16 protein-coding genes are annotated in these 20,158 nt (G+C 70.1%); 10 read left to right on the top strand and 6 right to left on the bottom strand.

What is annotated here, in order from left to right; all coding sequences use genetic code 11:
• Window positions 1–120: 120 nt before the first annotated feature.
• Window positions 121–756 carry an HAD family hydrolase gene (locus DAERI_RS05425; RefSeq protein ID WP_165794083.1) on the bottom strand — a complete coding sequence of 212 codons (636 nt, stop codon included), beginning with the start codon at window positions 754–756 and terminating at the stop codon, window positions 121–123.
• A gap of 123 nt (window positions 757–879) precedes the next feature.
• Here DAERI_RS05425 and DAERI_RS05430 point away from each other — a divergent pair, with 123 nt between their 5' ends.
• On the top strand, window positions 880–1,902 hold the full coding sequence (locus DAERI_RS05430; protein ID WP_103128412.1) for a DHH family phosphoesterase: 1,023 nt from the start codon (window positions 880–882) through the stop codon (window positions 1,900–1,902).
• 17 nt (window positions 1,903–1,919) lie between these two features.
• Here DAERI_RS05430 and DAERI_RS05435 read toward each other — a convergent pair whose 3' ends face one another.
• The 4 genes from DAERI_RS05435 to DAERI_RS05450 all read right to left on the bottom strand — a co-directional run bounded on the left by DAERI_RS05435 (window position 1,920) and on the right by DAERI_RS05450 (window position 8,121).
• Window positions 1,920–3,092 (bottom strand): serine hydrolase, encoded by a 1,173-nt coding sequence (locus DAERI_RS05435; RefSeq protein ID WP_103128413.1) that lies wholly within the window; start codon window positions 3,090–3,092, stop codon window positions 1,920–1,922.
• A 4-nt stretch (window positions 3,093–3,096) separates the two neighbouring features.
• Window positions 3,097–3,942, bottom strand: a complete 846-nt coding sequence (locus DAERI_RS05440; protein ID WP_103128414.1) for a DegV family protein — start codon at window positions 3,940–3,942, stop codon at window positions 3,097–3,099.
• Between the two features lie 255 nt (window positions 3,943–4,197).
• A complete protein-coding gene (locus DAERI_RS05445; protein WP_103128415.1) occupies window positions 4,198–7,320 on the bottom strand; it encodes a heterodisulfide reductase-related iron-sulfur binding cluster in 3,123 nt (1,040 codons plus the stop codon).
• A 150-nt stretch (window positions 7,321–7,470) separates the two neighbouring features.
• Window positions 7,471–8,121 carry an ArsR family transcriptional regulator gene (locus DAERI_RS05450; RefSeq protein ID WP_235610267.1) on the bottom strand — a complete coding sequence of 217 codons (651 nt, stop codon included), beginning with the start codon at window positions 8,119–8,121 and terminating at the stop codon, window positions 7,471–7,473.
• Window positions 8,122–8,376: 255 nt separating this feature from the next.
• Between DAERI_RS05450 and DAERI_RS05455 the strand changes: the two genes are divergently transcribed.
• The 8 genes from DAERI_RS05455 (at window position 8,377) to DAERI_RS05490 (ending at window position 15,855) form a co-directional block, all read left to right on the top strand.
• Complete coding sequence (locus DAERI_RS05455) at window positions 8,377–8,868, top strand: hypothetical protein (RefSeq protein WP_103128417.1); 492 nt, start codon at window positions 8,377–8,379, stop codon at window positions 8,866–8,868.
• 86 nt (window positions 8,869–8,954) lie between these two features.
• Window positions 8,955–9,758, top strand: coding sequence for a histidinol-phosphatase HisJ family protein (locus DAERI_RS05460; RefSeq protein WP_103128418.1), 804 nt, complete (start codon window positions 8,955–8,957; stop codon window positions 9,756–9,758).
• A gap of 25 nt (window positions 9,759–9,783) precedes the next feature.
• Window positions 9,784–10,806, top strand: a complete 1,023-nt coding sequence (locus tag DAERI_RS05465) for an ATP-binding protein (protein WP_103128419.1) — start codon at window positions 9,784–9,786, stop codon at window positions 10,804–10,806.
• A gap of 97 nt (window positions 10,807–10,903) precedes the next feature.
• Window positions 10,904–12,019, top strand: coding sequence for a vWA domain-containing protein (locus tag DAERI_RS05470; RefSeq protein ID WP_103128420.1), 1,116 nt, complete (start codon window positions 10,904–10,906; stop codon window positions 12,017–12,019).
• 62 nt (window positions 12,020–12,081) lie between these two features.
• Complete coding sequence (locus DAERI_RS05475) at window positions 12,082–12,723, top strand: NADPH-dependent F420 reductase (RefSeq protein WP_103128421.1); 642 nt, start codon at window positions 12,082–12,084, stop codon at window positions 12,721–12,723.
• Between the two features lie 29 nt (window positions 12,724–12,752).
• A complete protein-coding gene (gene nudC, locus DAERI_RS05480; protein WP_235610268.1) occupies window positions 12,753–13,559 on the top strand; it encodes an NAD(+) diphosphatase in 807 nt (268 codons plus the stop codon).
• Window positions 13,560–13,599: 40 nt separating this feature from the next.
• Window positions 13,600–15,003, top strand: a complete 1,404-nt coding sequence (locus DAERI_RS05485; protein ID WP_103128676.1) for a hypothetical protein — start codon at window positions 13,600–13,602, stop codon at window positions 15,001–15,003.
• Window positions 15,004–15,393: 390 nt separating this feature from the next.
• Entirely contained in the window at window positions 15,394–15,855 is a 462-nt protein-coding gene (locus DAERI_RS05490) for an NUDIX hydrolase (protein WP_103128423.1), read from the top strand.
• Between the two features lie 3 nt (window positions 15,856–15,858).
• On the opposite strand, the gene DAERI_RS05495 is transcribed toward DAERI_RS05490, so the two are convergent.
• On the bottom strand, window positions 15,859–19,146 hold the full coding sequence (locus DAERI_RS05495; RefSeq protein WP_165794084.1) for a UvrD-helicase domain-containing protein: 3,288 nt from the start codon (window positions 19,144–19,146) through the stop codon (window positions 15,859–15,861).
• 107 nt (window positions 19,147–19,253) lie between these two features.
• Between DAERI_RS05495 and mntE the strand changes: the two genes are divergently transcribed.
• Window positions 19,254–20,141, top strand: a complete 888-nt coding sequence (gene mntE, locus DAERI_RS05500) for a manganese efflux transporter MntE (protein WP_103128424.1) — start codon at window positions 19,254–19,256, stop codon at window positions 20,139–20,141.
• The last annotated feature ends 17 nt before the right edge of the window (window positions 20,142–20,158 follow it).

A 20,158-nucleotide genomic window follows, 5' to 3' on the forward strand; every position in this document is an offset into this window, starting at 1 on the left:
GGGTGAGCGGGCCGGGCGTTCGGGGTCGCCGGGAAGCCTCTTCAGGTCCCTACACCTCAGAGCTGCTGGGAAGAGTCCATCCCCTGCCAGATGGAGAACCGCGCAGCCCGACCAGGGGCCTCAGCCCCTCACGCCGACCGGCACCCCCAGCCACGCCTCCAGCTCGCGCTCGAACTCGGCGTGGCGGTCGTGGTGGTAGAGCAGGCCGTGAAACCCCGCCTGGCGGGCGGCGTCGATGTTCTCCTGCACGTCGTCCACAAAGGCGACCGACGCGGCGGGCACCCCCATCGCCTCCTCCAGTGCGGCGAAGGCGTCGGGGTGCGGTTTCTTCTGCCGAATCTCGTTGCTGAAGACCAGGGCGTCGAAGCGGGCGAAGCGCGGGTCGCGGCGCAGGTGGTCGCTGACGACGGGGTAGTTGTTGCTGAGGAGTCCGACGCGCACCCCGGCGGGCAGGGCGGCGAGCGTGGCGTACATGGGCGCGTTGTCGTGGACGCTGCCCAAGTACAGCGCCTCGAACTCGGCGTAGGGCAGGGTGATGCCCGTTTCCTCCTGCATCACGGCCCAGAACTGGGGGAGGGTCCACTCCCCGACCTCCAGTTGCCGCACGTGGCGGAAGTAGCTCTCGCGCACGCGCGCCACGGGCACTCCGCTGCGGTCCGCCATATTCTGGGTGGAGCGGCCGTCGAAGGTGCCGACGGTAAACACGCCGCCCCAGTCGAAGGCGACGTGGCGGGGGGCCGGGGTGAGGGGCGTCATGCCCGGCATTCTGCCCCAGCGGCCCGGGTGCGCGGGGGCGGCTGTTCAGACCGGAGGCATACCCCCACCGCGCCTCACCCGGGCGGGAACTGGCTGGGAAAGGGCGCCTCTATACTCGGCCCCATGATCGGCATGAACGAGGCCGCGCCCACCTCCACCTACACGCAGGAGGTCAGGGCGGTCGCGGCAAAACTGAGGGGTCACCCCGGCCCCATCGTGGTCCTCTCGCACGAGAACCCGGACGGCGACGCGCTGGGGAGCGTCCTGGGCCTCACCCGGGCGTTGCGAGCACTGGGCAAGACGGTCATCGCGCCGATGGACGTGCCCCGCTACCTGCGCTTCCTGCCCGAGGCCGGGGAGATCAGCCCGCCCCTCACCGAGTGGCCCCAGGGCGCCCTGGCCGCAGTGCTGGACGTGGACAACAACGACCCGGCCCGGGTGGCGGGCGCCGACCTGGAGACCTTTTCCGGCGAGGTCGTGAACGTGGACCACCACGGCACGAATGCCCGCCGGGCCGCCGCCCTCGTCGTGGACCCCGGCCGCCCCGCGACCGCGATGATGGTCGCGGACGTGGTCGACGCGCTGGGCGTGCCCTGGTCGGAGGCCATCGCCACCCCGCTGATGCTGGGCCTGACCACCGATACCGGGTCATTCAGGTTCGGCAGCGTGACGCCCGAGACCTTCGAGGTCGCCGCGCGGTTGCGGGCGCACGGGGCGCGGCTGGGCTGGCTGAACGACCAACTCGGCCAGCACCCCCGGGCCTACTACCTGCTGCTGCGCGAGGTGCTGGGCACCCTGGAATTCCTGTACGGGGGCCGGGTGGTCCTCGCCCGGGTGGACGGCGCCATGCTGGAGCGGTCGGGCGCCACCTGGGAGGATGTGGAGTCCTACGTGAGCCTGCTGCGCGGCGCCGAGGGGGCGGTCCTCGCCGTGATGGTGAAGGACTTCGGGGACCGGGTGAAGCTGTCGCTGCGCTCACGCGGGAATGTCAGCGCCCAGAACATCGCCGTGGCGCTGGGTGGCGGGGGCCACGTCCCGGCGGCGGGCGCGTCCCTGAGCCTCCCCTACCCCGAGGTGCGCGCCCGGCTGGAGGAGGCCGTCGCGGCGGAACTCGCGCGGGCGGAAGCGGAGCAAGCCGGGGCCTGAGCCGCCCCCGCCCGCAGTCAGGGTGAGGCTGTCTGGGAAGGCACCGTGCTCTCCCCCTCCAGCACCGCGTCCACCGCCGCATTGATCCAGGCGAAGGCGCGGCGGGTATTGGACATGGTGTACGTCTCGTCCGAGCCGTGCTGCATGAAGGCGTAGACGACGTGGCGCCCGCCTTTCGTCTCGAAGTAGCCCGTGTACGTCAGGATGCGCCAACCGTTGCCGCCCTTGCCCCCGAACAGGGCGACGTTGTGGCGCGTCTCCTCCCTCAGCGCCGAGCGGCCAAAGCCCTGCGCGGCCACCTCCCGCTGCCACGCCAGCGCGCGGGGGCTCAGGCCGGGCCGCAGGTACTCGTGGGTCAGGAAGGTGGCGAACTCGTACGGCGAGCTGAGGTTGTGGACGCGCAGGTCGTCTGCGGGTTTGGGCTCCCCCTCGAAGTACCGGTCGAGCTGGCGCTGGAGGTAGTCCGCCCGGTACTGCCGCGCGTCGGCGTCGATGGCGGCGGCCAGGCGCTCACGTTCGGGACCGGTCGCCAGGCCCCAGTCCGGGTTCCCGTCAAAGGTCTTTGACAGCCCCGCCTGCGCCGCCCACCAGTCCTTGGTCGTCAGGATTAGGCGGGTGCGGCACAGGCCCAGGTTGTCTGCCAGCCGCTGCACCGTGCCCAGGCCTACCCGGCGGTGCAGGATGTCGGTGGCCGTGTTGTCGCTCTTGTGAATCATGCGGACGGTGAGGTCCCTGACGGCCGTGCCGTCGAAGGGGTAGGCGCCCAGGCTCTGGTTCTCACGCGACACGTCAAACCGCTCGTTCGGCTGGAGCGTCCCCGCGTCGAGCGCCCGCAGTACGGCCCACAGCACGGCCTGCTTGTACGTGCTGGCGAGGGGGAACACGCCGTCGGGGTTCTCGGCCACCGCGCGGATGGGCTGCAAGGTCGCCGGGTCCACCTCCGCCACCCACAGGCCCAGGTGGCCGCTCAGGGGCTGGGGTGGGGGCGGCGCCTGGGCGACGGCGGGCGCGTCACCCAGGCAGCCGGGGGCGTTGGGGTCGGGGGCAGGCCGTGACGCCGCCGGAGCGGAAGCCTGGGCCGGGGGCGGGCCACTCTCGGGTCGGCGGCAGGCCCACAGCCCCCCCACGAGGGCGAGCGCCGCGAGGACGTACCGGCCCTTGTTCCGCAGGGCGGGCGGAGGCGATCCCATGCCCCTACGCCGTCAGGGGCTCCAGGGTCGCGCCGACCGTGCCCGGCCCCGCGTGCGTCGCCACCACCGCGCCGATGGGATGGTCTCCCAGATCCTCGAAGGTCACGCCGCTCAGGCCCGCGCGCACCTCGCGCAGGTAGTCCTCGCCGCCCACCGTGCAGAGAAAGGCGACCCGCGCCCCGCCGCGCCCCTCCACGTAGCGCCGCACGTGGTCCACGATGTCGGCGATGGCCTTTTTGTGCCCGCGCACCCGCCCGCCCGACTCGACCCGGCCGTTCTTCACCGTCAGGATCGGCTTGATGTTCAGCAGGCTGCCGAGGAGCGCCTGAGCGCCGCCGATGCGCCCGTTGATCCGCAGGAAGTCCAGGGTATCCACCGTGAAGCGGATGTCGGCCTGCGCGGCGACGCGCTCCAGTTCGGCCACGATCTCGGCCACGGTGCGGCCCTCGCGCGCCCGCTGGGCCGCCCGCAACACCTGCATCCCCAGGCCCATGCTGACCGAGCGGCTGTCCACCACGGTCACCCGGTCCCCGAACTCCTGCGCCGCCAGCCGCGCGCTCCCCACCGTCCCCGAGAGTTGCCCGCTGATATGCACGCTGAGGACCTGATCGGCCCCCTCCAGCGCCTCCCGGTACACGGCGGCGAACTCGGCGGGGCTGGGCTGCGAGGTGCTGGGCGTCTTCTTGCCCTCCCTGAGGCCCTTGAAGAGGTCGGCGGGCGTGATGTCGATGCCGTCCTTGTGCATCTTGCCGTCGAACAGCACGTACAGCGGCACGCTGCGGATGCCGTGCTGCTCACGCAACCCGGGGTCGAGGTCGCTCGTGGAGTCCGTGACGATGGCGATGGTCATGGAGGCCATCTTAACGCGGCGGGCCAGGCAGTCGGGGGAGGAGGGCTGGCCGCAGGCGACCCCCCAGTCAGCCTCACTGGCAGCTCTCCTCAAGGGAAGCCGGGTACAGCCTTACCCCCCAGAAACCCGGCGCTGTTGCCCTCTTTAGGGGGAGGTGGCCCGCAGGGCTGCGGATAGAGGAGTCTTGGCCGTGGCCGCGCGGGCACGCGGGAAAAAGCCGCCCTTCTGGACGGCGTTCTGGAGAGGTCGCGGCGTTCAGTCCTTCTTCTTCGGCACCCACTTCTTGCGTGTGCCCGCTTCCTGGGTCACCGGCTCAGAAGCGGCGGGCTCGTTCTGGGAGGCCGGAGCAGCTTCAGCAACGGGCTGGGCGGAAACACTTGTCTCCACTTTCGCCTTCGGCTGCCACCTGGGCCGCTCGCCGGGGGTGGGAGGGGTGACGGGAGCAACGGGCATAGCCTCGACCGGAGGGACGGGCGCTTCGGCAGGTGCGGCGCTTGAGGCGGCCCTCGGAGCCCATTTCTTGCGCTCGCCGGGTTGAGGAGTGGGGGCGGGTTCGGCCACAGGAGCGGCCCCAGGCTGAGGCGCCGACTCCCCAGCGGCAGGCTGAGCGGCAGCTCCCTTCGGGCTCCACTTCTCGCGCTCGGCTGGGGCAGGCGTGGCCTCGGCGGCTGGGGAAGCGAGGACGGGTGTGGATTCAGGCCGCGCCTCGCCGGCCTGCGCTTCCGCCCTGGGCTTCCAGGCTTTGCGGGCCGGGACAGCGGGAGACTTGGCGTCACTCCGGGCCTCGTTCCGCGGCTCAGGCGTGGCGGGAGCCGGGCTCACGTCGTCGTTAGCTGCCTTCGGCTTCCAGGCTTGACGAGGGGGAGCGGCCGCCTCGCGGGTTGGGGCCTGACTGCTCACGTCCTCCCCAGGCGCCGCGCTCACGTCGTCTCCACTGCTCTTCGGCTTCCAGGCTTTGCGAGCGGGCGCCTCGCCGGGCTGGGCTGTCGCCGCCGACTGCGCCACGTCGTCTGTCCCGCCCTTCGGCTTCCACGCTTTCCGGGGCGACGAATCCGCCGAGCTGGAGGTCACGGGGCTGGGCAGCGTGTCCTGCGGCTCGGGCTGGGTGCCCGCGTTCGCCGTGGGGCTGCCGGGCTGGGCATTGATCACCTCGGCGCTCGTCCGGCCCAACACGTCCGGGTCCGCCCCCGCGCCGGGTGTCTCGCCGCTTCGGGCCACGGGTTGCGCCGTGATGGGCACCGTGGGGATGGGCGACTCCTCCAGGGTGCTCCCCGGCGCGGCGGTCGGCGCCATCCACTCGCCGGTCGCGCGCTGCACGCTCTCCAGCATGAGTTCGGCCACGTCGCGCACCACGATGTCGTCGCGCTTGGCTTTCTCGGGCGTCGAGTTCAGCATGGACTTGCAGAAGGGGCAGCCGACCGCCACGACCTTGCCCTCCTTGGCGGCGTCGAGCCGGGCCTGGATCTCACGGAAGCGGTTGTCGCTGAGGCGCTCGCGGCCCTCCTCCTCCTCCTTCCAAAACTGGGCGCCGCCCGCCCCGCAGCAGAAAGAGTTCTCGCGGGCGCGTTCGAGTTCCAGCACCTCGCCCGCCATTCGGGTGATGAGGGTCCGGGGCGCGTCGTACACGCCGTTGTGGCGGCCCAGGTAGCAGGGGTCGTGGTAGGTGACTGAGTCCTGAAGCTGCGCCATCGGCAACTTGCCCGCCGTCACCAACGTCTCCAGGTACTCGGTGTGGTGGATGACCCGGTAATCGCCGCCGAGCTGCTTGTACTCGTTCCCGATGGCGTTCATGCAGTGCGGGCAGGTGGAGACGATGAGCCCCGGCCGCACCGTGTTCAGCGTCTCGACGTTCTCCTGCGCGAGGCTCTGGAACAGGAATTCGTTGCCCGAGCGGCGGGCGGAGTCGCCCGTGCAGGCCTCTTTCTTGCCCAGCACGGCGTAACTGACCCCCGCCTTGTCGAGGAGCTGCACGAAGGAGCGGGCCACCTTCTGCGCGCCGGGGTCGTAGCTCGCCGCGCAGCCGACCCAGTACAGCACGTCGGGTTCGGGGTTCTCGTCGATGGTGGGGACCCTCAGGCCCTCGGCCCATTCCATGCGCTTGTCGCGGGAGATGCCCCAGGGGTTGCTCGCGCGCTCCATGCCGCGAAAGGCCGTCTGGAGCTGCGGCGGAAACTCGCCCGCGACCATGACCTGATGGCGGCGGATGTCGATGATGTCGAGCATCTGCTCGTCCTGCACCGGGCAGACCTGCATACACGCGCCGCAGGTCGTGCAGGCCCAGACCGACTCCTCGTTGATGGCGAATTCGAGGAGGGGGTGGGCGGTCGAGGCGCCGGACTCGAAGGGGGCGGGCCGCAGCGTGAAGGGGCTGGGGTGCGCCGCGATCACGTTCAGCTCCATGCGCTTGTTGATCTCCAGCGCGGCGGGCGAGAGCGCCTTGCCAGTGGCGTTGGCCGGGCACACGTCCTGGCAGCGGTTGCACTGGATGCAGGCGTAGGCGTCGAGCAGCCGGGGCCATTCCAGATCTTCGAGCTTCTGGACGCCGAGTTTGGGTTCCTCGGCCTCCATCGCCTCCTCCAGCCCCTTCATGGGCGGGATGACGCCGGTGGGCACGGGCCGCCGCACGGTGTACTTCAGCGGCGCCATGAAGATGTGGATGTGTTTGGAGAAGGGGAAGTAGGCCAGGAAGGCGAGGACGGACCCGAGGGCGCCCCAGTAGCCGAAGATGCGCCAGCCCTGCTGGGCCTGCTCGCTCAGCCCGCCGAACAGCGTGTTGCCGACGAAGGTGGAGAACGGCTGGAAGGGATCGCCCCCCTCCAGCGCCATCTTCGCCCCCTGCCCGAGGACGCGGCTGCCGACATGGAAGGTGATGAAGGCGGAGACGATCAGGCTGTCGCGCAGGATGAAGTTCCGCTTGAGCAGGGGGTGCAGCAGCGTCTTCTCGCTGAACTTGAAGTCGCGCTTCGAGGGCAGGAACAGGCGCCGGATCACCAGCGCGATCACGCCGACGAGGACGAGGAAGCTCAGGATGTCCGCGAGGACGTTGTAGACCGCGCCCAGGGGACTCTCCGACGTGATGTTGAAGTGGAAGTACCCCTCCAGCCCGTCCACGACGTTCACGAGCAGGTAGTAGGTGAAGCCGTAGAAGATGAAGGCGTGCAGCACGCTCACCCACGGGCGGCGGCGGAAGGTGCGTTCCTGGGTCAGGGAGGTGCGCAGGGCGTAGCCGAGGCGCTCGGGGAGGTTGTTCCAGCGGGGTTCGGTGGCGGGGGCGCCCCGGCGAATCCGCAGGGACAGCCGGTAAAAGCCCCACAGGCCAAAGGCCCCGGCGATCAGGGCGAAGACGAAAAACAGGATTTTGTGTTCGGGCGGCAGCAAGACAGGTCTCCTCGGCGGGGGATGGGGCCAAAACTTTGAACTCGGTCAAAGTATAGCGGGCAGGGGGTGCGCGGACCTGGGCCCAGTGTACGGGAGGGGGCCCGCCGATTCGGTGGCGCCCGGCGTTCCCCGGCGGGAGACTCGCCCCGGCTACACGAACTCGGTGTACCCGCTGTGGGGCAGGGCCAGGCGGCCCGCGTCCGCCAGCGGGGTCAGCACCATGTGGAGGAGGTAGGGCGCGGCCCCCCGGCGGCCCCGGTAGCGGTCGAAGAGATCGTACAGTTCGCGCTCCAGCGCCCGGGCGTCCTGGTAGTCCAGGTACAGGGGGCCGCTGGAATGGACGTGGGCGGGGGTACCCGGGCGGTCGGGCCGCCAGCGTTCGCCCGACCGGGTCGCGGGGAGCAGCCACAGCCCGTCGGGCCTGACCTGGAAGAGCAGGCCCTCCACCGGGTTCACGGGGTTCGCGGACGCCTCCAGCAGGTTGCGGCGCAGCAACTGCTCGTAGGGGCCGAAGGTCTCGGTGAGCTGCTCCTCGATGGAGATCAGGTCGCGCGAGATGAAAAAGGCCGTGTGGGGGCAGCGGTACACCTTGACCGCCCGCCCGGCCCGGCGCTCCTCGCGCAGCACGGCCAGCAGGTGCAGGCGGCAGAACTTCTGCACCTTGCGGTAGGCGGCGTTCAGGCTCAGGCCCCGCTCGGCGGCGAGCGCCGCCACGGTCGAGCCTTCCGGGCGCATGAAGTGCAGCAGCAGCCGGAACTCTCCGACGTTCCTGAACACGTCCGCCGCCTGCGGACACGTCACGCGAAAGGGTGGCCGGGACTCCTCTCCAGTCATCAGGGTTCCGAGGATACCCCGGGAGGTCTGACCGCCTGCTTGCAAAACCGCCTTTCCTTGCAAGCAGGCCTGCCCAAGAATGGCGGCGGCAAACGCCCCAGAGACCCCGCTGAGGACGGCCCCGGCCCACGGGGTCAGCCCTTCACGTTCCGCGCCGCCCAGGGCCGGTGCGGGCGGCGGTGTCTCCGGCCCAGACCCCCGCCCTGAACTCCCGAGGTGCCCATGCAGAAACCTGTCCTTCCCCTCCTCGTCCTGACCCTGACCGCCGCCCTGAGTTCCTGCGGTGGAGGCGGCCCCACCACGCCGAACCCGGCCCCCACCCCTGACCCGGCGCCCGCCCCGAGCAGCGGCACGACCCTGACCCGGGCCCAGATCGCGGGCTGTCCCAACGTCTCCGGCTCGTCGGACGTGAGCGCCTCAGCCTGCCTGAAGGGGACCGTCGTGGGCCAGACCCTGGGCGGCGCCGCCTGCAAGTTCACCGTCCGGGACGGGGGCAGCTACGACTACGCGGGGGGCAAGCTCACCGTGAGCCACACGAACAGCCCGTCGGGCTTCAACTTCTTCGCCTACAACCGGGACATCGACTACCTGCTGTGGAGCACCGACGGCAGCGGTCACCACAGCGAAGTGAAATACAACGAGAACGGCCAGCACAAGATGCAGATCGACGTGAGTTCGGGGGGCGTCTCGGAAACCTGCGTCGCCCAGTTGTAGGGGCGCCCACGCCGCCTGGCCCCTGCGGGGGCCTTTTCTGTGCCGGGCGGGGAAACCGCTACCCTGAGCGGGCCTCAGGAGGTTTCATGCTCGCCGACTACCACACCCACCACTACCGCTGCGGCCACGCGGGCGGCCAACTGGAAGACTATGTGGAGGCCGCCATCCGCGCGGGCCTCTCCGAGATCGGCCTGAGCGACCACAGCCCGATCTACCACCTGGGGGACGACCCGCACCCCCTGCCCGGCACGGCCATGTCGCAGCAGGAGTTTCCCCACTACCTGCGCGAGATGGGGGACGTTCGGGACCGCTTTGCCGGACGCATCGCCGTGCGCCTCGGCGTCGAGAGCGACTACGTGCTGGGCTGGGACGAACATTACCGCGAGTTGTGGCGGCGATATTCCCTCGATTACGTAATTGGCAGCGTCCACTGGCTCGGCACGTGGAGCATCTTTTCGCCCGAGTTGCCGCCGGGCCGCACACCCGAGGACATCTACGAGGAATATCTCCTCACGACCCAGGCTGCCGCCCGCTCCGGGGCCTACGACATCCTCGGGCACCTCGACTGCCTGAAGACGCGGGGCCATATTCCAGACCTCAGCATCACCCCTTTGCTGGAGGAGACGGTGCGGGTGATCGCCTCGGCGGGCGTCGCCATCGAACTCAACACGAGCGGGTGGCGCAAGGGGCTGGGTGAGCCCTATCCGCGGGAGGAACTGCTGGCGGTGTGCTGTCACTACGGGGTGCCGGTCACTCTGGGTTCGGACGCCCACAGCCCGGATCACGTTGCCGCAGGTTTCCCTGAAGCGGTCGAGTTGCTGGAACGGGTCGGTTACACCTCCCTCTCCCGCTTCGAGGGGCGGCAAAGGTTCGAGGTGCCGCTGCGCTGAGGCCCGCACGCGCTACCCTCTCCCCGTGAGCCTCACCCCCACCGAACTGCAAGCGTACCTCTCGGCCCTCGCCACCGGGGAACTCAAGCTCTCGACGATGATCTGGGGGCCGCCCGGCGTGGGCAAGAGCAGCGTAGTCGCGCAGGTGGCCGATCGGCACGGCCTGGACTTCGTGGACGTGCGGCTCTCGCAGCTCGCACCCACCGACCTGCGCGGCCTGCCGGTGCCCGAATCCGACGGGCAGGGCGGCGGAGTGAGCAAATGGTATCCGCCCGAGTTCCTGCCCAGAAGCGGGCGCGGCATCCTCTTTCTCGACGAGGTGAACATGGCGCCGCCCACCATGCAGGGGATGGCCCAGCAACTCATCCTCGACCGGCGGGTGGGGAGCTACGAACTGCCGGAGGGCTGGTTCGTGTGGGCCGCCGGGAACCGCAAGGAGGACCGCGCCAGCGTGTTCGACATGCCCGCACCCCTCGCCAACCGCTTCCTGCACCTCACCGTGCGGCCCGACTTCGACTCGTGGCGCTCGTACGCGCTGGGGCGCGGGCTGCACGAGCATGTGATCGCCTTCCTGACCTTCCGGCCAGAGTTGCTGCACCGCCTGGACCCCACGCAGCCCGCCTGGCCGAGTCCCCGCGCCTGGGAGATGGCGAGCCAACTCCACCGCGCCCGCCTCGATGTGGCCCCCGCCGTGGGCGAGGCGGCCGGGGCCGAGTTCAGCGCCTTCGTCCGCTTGTACGAGCAACTGCCCGACCTCGGCCTGGTGCTGCGCGGCCAGGGCTCCGGGCTGAGGCTGCCCGACGAGCCCAGCGTCCGCTACGCCGCCGTAGTGGGCCTGGCCGCCCGCGCCGCCGACGCCGACGAGGCCTACCACGCCTTCCAGTGGCTCTCGGAGAGCGCGGGACCCGAGTGGCTGCAACTGTACATCGCCACCCTGGTGAGCAAGTTCCAGGCCATCGGGCAACTCGGCGAACTGGCGGGCCTCCTGGGGCGCGACGAGCGGCTGGCGGCGCTGGTGCAGGGCACGCTGGAACTGGCGGGGGGATGAGAGGGTTAGTGGTAAGTAGGGAGTGGTTAGTGGGTCGTGGTTTTTGTCTTTCCCACTCCCCACTGCCCACTGCCCACTCCCCGCGTCGGAGGCGCGCATGACCCCCCCCGACTTCGGGCACCTCATCTCCGGCTCCCGGTTGCGGCTGCGCGGCAAGTCGGCCTTTTTCGCCACCCTGCTGCTGCACGCCGAGTTCGTGCCGTCGCGGGAGGTCGCCGCGGCGGGCACGGACGGCGAGCGGGTGTACGTGAACCCGGAGGTCGCGGCGAGCCTGCCGCCGGACGTGCTCGACGGCCTGCTCCTCCACGAGGTGCTGCACGCGGCGCTCTCGCACGTGGAGCGGCGTGGCCCACGCGAGAAGAAACGGTGGAACAAGGCCGCCGACACCATCGTGAACGGGATGGTGGCCGCCGCCGGACTCCCCATCCCGCCCCAGGCCGCGCGCGACGAGCACCTGGAGAAGCTGAGCGTGGAGGAGGTCTACACCGCGCTGGAGGGCCAGGAGTCGGAGGAGGGCGAGGAGGACTCGGACGACCTGCTCGACGGCCCGCCCTCGGATGCCCCACCCAAGGGGGGCAAGCCCGGGCAGAACGTGGCGCGGCAGTGGCAGCAGGCCCTCGCCCAGGCGCGCAGCGTGGGCGCGATGAGCGGCGGCAAGGGGGACGACCCCCTCGGCGCCCACCGCGAACTCGCCCGGCTCTCCCCCGCCCGGCTGGACTGGCGGGCGCAACTGTGGCGTTTTCTGGCGCGGACTCCGGTGGATTTCGGGGGCTTCGACCGCCGCTTCGTGGGGCGCGGGCTGTACCTGGAGGCGCTGGACGACGAGTCGCTGACCGCCCTCGTCGCCGTGGACACCTCGGGCAGCGTGGACGACGAGGCGGTGCGGGCCCTGGTCGCAGAGGTGCAGGGCGTTCTCGGCGCCTACCCGCACGTCAAGGCCATCCTCTACTACGCGGACACGGAGGCCTACGGTCCCTTCGAGCTGCGGCCTGGCGACGCGATCCCGCAGCCGCAGGGGGGCGGCGGCACCGACTTCCGGCCCATCTTTGAGCTCAGCGAGACGCACGAGCCCGATGTGCTGGTCTACCTGACGGACGGCTACGGGGACTTTCCTGAGCAGGCGCCGAGGATGCCGACCCTCTGGGTGGTGCCCCCCGGCGGGCTGGAGGACGAGGGCTTTCCCTTCGGGGACGTGCTGCGGCTGGGGGAGTAGGCGGCTTCCTTACAGTTCGGGGCTCGACCGGGGCGAACACTGGCCCGCATGAGGCTGCACCTATGAGAGTGGGCATCATCGGTTCCGGCATGGTCGGCCAGACGCTCGCGGCCGATCTGGTAAGGCTCGGGCACGCGGTCGTGACCGGCACGCGCGGCCCGGGCAAACTGGAAGCCTTCGTGGCGGAGCATTCGGGCGTGCGCGCCGCTTCCAACGCCGAGGCCGCCGCCTTCGGGGAGATGGTCCTCCTGGCGACGAACTGGGAGGGCACGCGGGAGGCTCTCGACCTCGCGGGGCCGGGGAACCTGAACGGCAAGGTCGTGGTGGACATCACCAACCCGCTGGACTTCTCGACCGGACGGCCCGCCCTCGCTCTGAGCTGGAACACCTCGGCGGGCGAGCAGGTGCAGGGCTGGATTCCGGGCGCGCGGGTGGTCAAGGCGCTCAATACCGTCACGGCCGACGCGATGCTCAAGCCCCGGGAGTTCACCGGTGGGGAGCCGGACATGTTCATCGCCGGGAACGACGCGGCGGCAAAGGGGGAGGTCACGCAACTCCTCGAAAGCGTCGGCTGGGGCGTCGTTGATCTGGGCGACATCACCATGAGCCGCCTTATCGAGCCGCTCGCCCTGATCTGGATCACGCACGGCTTCAACTTGGGCTGGACGAAACGCAACCACGCCTTCAAGCTGCTGAACCGCTGAGGGGTGCCCGCGGCCCTATCCTGGCCCGCATGATCCGCCCCGACTCCTTCGTGCCGTCGGCGCGCTTGGCTCCCTCTGCCGACGCGCTGCTCTTCATCTTCCAGGAAGGCCGCCTCCTGTTGCGGGAGGACGGCACGTTGCCACAGGGCCACGTGGAGGACTTCAGCGTTGACCTCGTGAACCCGCTGGGAATGCTGGACGGTCGGCCCGTCTTCGGCGCGAGGCTGGTGGGCGAGGTGCCGACGGGGTTCATGCTCCGGCCCCTGCGCGGCGTGTACGGCACCCTGTCCGAAGACCTCTTCGGCCTCGCGGGGTACGCCATGCAGATTGTGGAGTGGGACCGCACCCACCGCTTCTGCGGCGCCTGCGCGACGCCGACCGTCCGCTCGGAGCGGGAAACGTCGAAAGTGTGCCCCAACTGCGGCCTGACCGCTTACCCACGGGTTGCCCCCGTGGTCATGGTGCTCGTCACGCGCGGGGAGGGCAGGGACCGGGAACTCCTGCTCGCCCGCGGCCCGCACTTCGCCCCCGGGATGTACTCGGCGCTGGCGGGCTTCGTCGAGCCGTCCGAGACGCTGGAACACGCCTGCCACCGCGAGGTGCGCGAGGAGGTGGGGGTGGAGATCACCGGGTTGCGCTACCGCTTCAGCCAGCCGTGGCCCTTTCCGCACTCGCTGATGATCGCCTTCACCGCCGAGTACGCGGGCGGCGACCTCGCACTCCAGCCGGAGGAGATCGAGGACGCGGGGTGGTACAGGGTCGGGAGCCTTCCCACCCTGCCCCCGCCCTTCAGCATCGCGCGCCGACTGATCGAGACAGTGGCGCAGGGGGAATGAACCACCGTCCCCCCGCGTGCCCTCTGCCATAGTGGGCGTCATGACCTTCCTGGACCTGGGTTCCCGCACGCTGACGGCGCTGAGCGTGGAGGACGCGCTGGCGGCGGCGGGAGCGGCGCGGGCCACCGCCGAGACGCTCGCCGGGCTGAGCGCCCACCCGGACAGCCGGGTGCGGGCCCTCGTCGCCCGGCATCCCAACACGCCCGTCGAGGTGCTGGGGACGCTCGCGCCCCTCTTCGCGCGCGAGGTGCTGGCGAATCCCGGCCTGCCGCTCATGCGCCTCGCCCGCCCGAACCTGCTGAATGTGTTCCCCGCCGAAGGCGTGATCGCGCTGCTGTCTCAGCCGGGCGCGCCCGGCTGGGTCCTTGACGGCGCGGCCCGGCACGAGGACTTCGGGGTGCGGGCGGCGCTGGCGGCAAGACCGGACTTGACGCCGCAGCGGGTCGCGGCCCTCGCCCAGGACGCCGGGTGGCAGGTGCGCGAGGCGGTGGCGAAACGGCCCGGCCTGCCCGAGCCCCTGGTCCGGCAACTCGCCGCCGATGACGACTACGACGTGCGGAAGGCGGTGGCCACCCGCCCCGACCTGCCCGGCGACGTGCTGCGGACCCTGGTGGGGGACGCCCACGGCATCGTGCGGGCCAGCGTCGCCCGGCGCCTCGACCTCCCGCTCGACTGCATGCTGACCCTGGGGGCCGACGACGACGGGGACGTGCTCGCCACCCTGGCCCGGCGGGTGGACCTGCCCCGCAACGTGCGCGAGTGGCTCGCCGGGAACGAGTCACCGGTCGTACGCGCGGCGGCCCTCCAGGCCTGGAGCGTGCCCGCCGTCTGGCTGGACCGCGCCGAACACGACGCCGACCCCGACGTGCGCGCCGCCCTCGCCCGCCGCCCGGATGCCGGAGCCGAGCGGCTGACCCGCCTGGCGGGGGACGAGTCCGAGACCGTGCGCCGCGCCCTGCTGGAGCGGAGCGACCTCCCCGAGGAAGCGATTCTCGCCCTCGCCCGCTCGCCCGAGCAGGACATCCGGCTGCACGTCGCCAGTGCCGAGGGCCTGACGGGTCCCGTCCTCGACGCCCTGCTGGGGGACCCCGATTCCGCCGTTCGCACCATCCTCGCCGTACGCCCGGACCTGGGCCAGGAACGCCTCGCCCGCCTCGCCGCCGACCCCGACGGGGAGGTACGCCGCGCGGTCGCCTACGCCGAGGCGCCCGGGGCGGCCATCCTGACCCGCCTGGCCGCCGACCCGAACGCGGGAGTACGCCGCGCCGCCGCCCGTCACCGCAACCTCCCCCCAGCCCTGCTCCCCGCCCTCGCCGCCGACCCGGACGAGGGAGTACGGCTGGCGGTGGCCGGGAGAGACGACCTGCCGGAGGCGGTGCGGGCGCAGCTTCAGAACGACCCCGACGAGAGCGTGCGGGCAGAGGTGGAGCAGGAAGCCCGTTGACAGAGGGGCGCAAGCCCCCCGGCTCTGCTCTTAGGGCAAGCTGGCGCTGGCCACCCCCCACCCGACCTCCCCCGCAAGGGGGGAGGAGCAACAGCGCCAAGGCTTTTGCTCTTTAAAACCGTCTATTGCGGACGGCCGATTCCCAACCTTCGGCTCGCTCTCGCACCGCCTTCACCACGTCGGCTCGCGCAGCGAGACGGTGGGCGAGCGGCTTGGAATGCAGCAAGATCAAACCTTACGCGCAGAAAGACGCGACCACGGGCGCGGCCGGCGAGCCCTTTGCCGAGCGCAGCGGAAAGCTCCCCCTGCCCCCTCTGGGGGTAGGGGGCTGGGGGGTGGGGGTAACCCGCAGCAAGACCCCCTGCCCCTCCCTTCCGCCAAACTGCCCGTATGACCGATATCCGTCTCCCCCTCGGCGGCCTGAAGTTCAGCGTCCGCGTCGCCATCCTGTGCGTGCGCGATGGCCGCCTGCTGGCAAATACCGCCGAAAACCTGGGCTTCTGGTTCCTCCCCGGCGGCGCCCTCTCGACCGATGAGGACGTGGCAACCTGCGCCGCCCGCGAGTGGGAGGAGGAGACGGGAACTCCCACCGGACCCCTGCGCCTCGTCGGCGTGCTGGAAAACTTCTTCGGCCCGCCCGAGAAGCGGCAGCACGAGCTCGGCTTTTACTTCCGCATGGAGGCGCCGCCCGAACTCCCCGACGAAGCATTCACGGTGCTGGACAATTCAGACGTGATCTGCGAGTGGGTGCCATTGGCCGAACTTTCCACCCGGCCCGTCTACCCGCTGGCGATTTCCGAGTTCCTGAACGCCGCCCCCGGAGAGGTCCGCCACCTCGTCGAGCGGAGCTGAGCCCTACACCCTCGTCAGATTGGCGAACTTCACGAGCAGCTTCTTGGTCCCCGCTGTCGGGAAGTGGACGGTGACCTCCTGCCGGTCGCCGACCCCTGCCACCGCCAACACCTGCCCCTCCCCGAACTTGGGGTGCGTGACCTTCTCGCCGCCCCGGTAGGCCATGCCCTCCGTCATGGGGCTGGTGTTCTTGACGGCGGGCCGGGCCGGGGCAGTCGGGCGGTAGTCCTTCCAGCTCTTCTGGCGGTAGTCGATGACCTGCCCGTAGGCGTCCACCGCGTCGAAGCCGCCCTCGATCTCCTCCAGAAAGCGGCTGTCCTCGGTGGCGAGCGTCTTGCCGTACTGCATCCGGTTTTGCGCGGCGGTCAGGAAGAGGCGCTCCATCGCCCGGGTGATGCCCACATAGAAGAGGCGCCGCTCCTCCTCGATGCCGCCCGGCTCGATCAGGGCGTTCTTGCTGGGGAGTAGGCCTTCTTCGGTGCCGACGATGAACACGGCGGGGAATTCGAGGCCCTTGGCGTTGTGCAGGGTCATGAGGGTCACGGCGTCCTCCGGCACGTCGCGGTTTTCCTGCTTGGCGCGCATGTCGTCCACGCTGGAGAGGAGCGCGGCGTCGTCCAGGAAATCCTGAATGGTGCCCTTGTTCGTCTGCGACCATTCCTCGGCCGCGTTGACGAGTTCTTCCAGGTTCTCCATGCGGACCTGGCCCTCCTGTCCTTCCTGACGCAGCAGGTCGAGATAGCCGCTCGTCTCGATCACGTAGCGCAGGAAGGGGCCGGGCTCGTAGTTGTCGGCGGCCTCGCTCATGGCCTGCATCAGCCCCGCGAACTCGACGGGCTTCTGCCCGCCCCGGTCGAGGATGTTCCGGTCGACGGCGTGTGCGCAGGCGGTCAGGATGGAGGTGCCGTTCACCCGCGCCCACTCCATCAGCCTCTCCAGCGCCGTGTCCCCGATCCCGCGCCGGGGCCGCCCGATGATGCGCCGCAGCGCCACGTCGTCGTCGGGGTTGATGGCGAGCCGGGCGTAGGCGAGGATGTCCCTGATCTCGCGGCGGTCGTAGAAGCCCACGCCGCCCACGATCTTGGCCGGAATCTGCACCCGCCGCAGCGACTCCTCGATCACGCGGGACTGCGCGTTCGTGCGGTACAGGATCGCCATATCCGAGAACTTCATCCCCTCGGCGTGCAGCCGCGTCAGCCACTCGGCCACGAAGTCGCCCTCCGAACGGTGGTCCGTCGCCCGGTGGAAGAGGACGGGGTGCCCCTCCTCCTTGACGGGCCGCAGCGTCTTCTCCAGCCGCTCGGAGTTGTTCTCGATGAGTTTGTTGGCGAGGCCGAGGACGCGGGCACTCGAACGGTAGTTATGTTCGAGCATGTAGACCTTGGCATCCGGGTAATCTTTCTGGAAGTCGAGGATGTTCTGAATGTCGGCGCCACGGAACTTGTAAATACTGTTGTGAACGAGAACTCCGTTGGCAACGTAAGAATGAGTCGGCGAAACAGTCAGATCGTAGACGGGACCTTCGTGGACCTCCTGGGCGATACTCTCCACGGCTGCCTCACGCAGTTGGCCGTTTTCGTGAACGAGGAGCCGCATACCCGGATGTAAGTGCGAGAGGGGCAGGAAGGCGTACATTTGCCCATCGACCAGAGCCTTCCGTTGCAGCTCTAGCCCACCGTCACGCGCCACCTGCCGCGCGTACTCCAGAGCCCCGGTGTAGTCCTTGCGGCTGACCTCCAGGCGGTAGCCGCCGCGCCCATTGGTGCGGACGGGATGCCCTGCCTGAGTCAGGCGTTCGGCCACGTCCGCCCGGTTGCTGCTCCACTGGATGCGGTGATAACCGACCAGCCCGCTCCGATGATCCGAGTACATGATCAGGTTCACGCTCTGACGCCGCAGGCCGTTCTGGGGGCGGTGGTGGGGAAACTCCGGGTGGAGGTGCAGGTCGGCCATCAGCCGCCCCGCGGCGCTCGCCGTATCCAGCTCGGAGAACAGCCGGGCGAGGTGCGGCTCGCTGAGGGCCAAGCTGCGGCCCACGCCATGAAAGAGGGCGGTGGGCAGGCCGTAGCGCGCGGCGTACAGCGCCTCCCAGTAGGCGGCGTCGGCACGGGAGTCGCAGACACGCAGCACCCACACCTTGTCGCCGTTCTCCTGATTCAGCCGCACCCGGTAGCCGTAGTCGGGCTTGCCCTCGCTGTTCTGCCGCGCCCCCACGGTGAGGCCGATCCGGTAGCCCCGGTCCTCGCGGTACATCAGGTACACGTACCACTGCCCCGCCATCGGCTCGTGCCGCGCCAGGACGACATGGTGGGGCGTGCCCCGCAGGGTGCGCCCACCCGCTGAGACTTTCCAGAGCGGTCCGGCCGAGTGCCCCCGTTTGACATGGGTGACGCGGGCAGGGATCAGGGTCTCTCCCCCACCCGTCCCGCACACGAGGTCCCCCTCCGCGATCTCCTCGATGGGTCGCTCCCCGTTCGGCGTGCAGATCAGCGTGCCGGGCGGGAGACACTGATCGGGGTCCCCAACGACCAATAAATTACGGTCCCGGCTTGCAAGCAGCCGCGTCAACTCATACTGCGCCTTGTTCGTATCCTGATACTCGTCCACATGAATAAACTTTGCCCGGTCCTGCACCCGGTCGAGGACGCCCGGAACTTCCTTAAAGAGCCGCACCGTTTCCGTAATCAAGTCACCGAAATCAATCGCGTTCTGGCCCTTCTTGCGGGCCTCATAGCGGCGGTAGGCCTCGGCGGCGGCCTCACGCGGCAGGCCGCTGATGAAGGGCTCGGGATTGCGGTCGAGGTCGGCGGGCGTGAGCAGGTTGCTCTTGGCCCGGTCGAGGATGCCGCGCAGCACGCGGGGGTTGGTGTCCGGGCCGATGCCGGGGATGGACCCCATGATCTCCTTGAGAAGGTCCATCTGGTCGTCGTCGTCGTAGATGACGAAGCCGCGCCGCAGGCCGATATGCTCGCCGTAGGCCCGCAGGATGCGGACGCCCGCCGAGTGGAAGGTGCTCATCCACAGCCGGTCGGCCCCCTGGACGAGGTGCTGAGCGCGCTCGCGCATCTCGGCGGCGGCCTTGTTGGTGAAGGTGACGGCCAGGATCTCGCCGGGGTCGGCCCCGTAGTGCCGGATCAGGTGGGCGATGCGGTAGACGAGGGTGCGCGTCTTGCCGCTGCCCGCCCCCGCGATCACCAGGGCGGGGCCGGTGTGGTGGTTGGCGGCCTGCGCCTGGTTGGGGTTGAGCTGGGACAGCAGGGGGGAATCGGGCAGGTCCGGCACGGTGGTCACCGGGGGATTCTAGCAGGGGGGGTTATGTCACTGGCGTAATGTGCATCCGGGCTGTCCCCTTCCCGGTGCCGCCTTTCGCCACGCCTAACCCTGTTAGCCTCGCCCCTATGGAACGCACGACGAGCATTGCCCTGGGCAGCGTGGTGGTGGCCGCCGTCGTGCTGGGCCTGAAGTTTCTCGCCTACCTGCTGACGGGTAGCGTGGCCCTGTACTCGGACGCGCTGGAGAGCATCATCAACGTGGCGGCGGCGCTGGCGGCCCTGATCGCCCTGCGGGTCGCGGCCCGGCCCGCCGACGCGAATCACCCCTATGGACACACCAAAGCCGAGTACTTCAGCGCCGTGGCCGAGGGTGTGCTCATCGTATTGGCGGCGGCCAGTATTGCCCGCGAGGCCTGGCCGGTCCTCCTCCATCCCCGGCCCGTCGAGGCGCCCTGGGCCGGGTTGCTGGTGAACGTGGGGGCGAGTGCGCTCAACGGCGTGTGGGCCGCCGTGCTGCTGCGGGCGGGGAGGGCGGCGCGGTCACCGGCCCTGCTGGCGGACGGGCGGCATATCCTGACCGACGTGGTGACGAGCGTGGGCGTGGTCGCCGGGGTGCTGCTCGCCCGGGTGACGGGGCTCTCGTGGCTCGACCCGGCGCTTGCGCTCCTGGTCGCCGTGAACATTCTGTGGAGCGGCTGGGGCCTGATCCGCGAGAGTGTGGGCGGCCTGATGGACGCCAGCGTAGACCCCACCACCGAGGCCCGCATTCGCCACGCCATGAGCGAACACGCCGAGGGTGCCCTGGAGATGCATGACCTTCGGACCCGGCACGCCGGGCGCCTCACCTTTATCGAGTTCCACCTCGTCGTGCCGGGGGAAATGACGGTCACCCAGGCCCACGCGATCTGCGACCGGTTGGAGGAAGCCCTCCAGGCCGAGACACCGGGCGCCCACGTTACCATCCATGTGGAGCCACAGGAGCAGGCCAAGCACCACGGGGTCCTGGTGTTGTGAACGGAAAGCGGGCCGAG

Source organism: Deinococcus aerius, assembly GCF_002897375.1.
Taxonomy (GTDB): domain Bacteria; phylum Deinococcota; class Deinococci; order Deinococcales; family Deinococcaceae; genus Deinococcus; species Deinococcus aerius.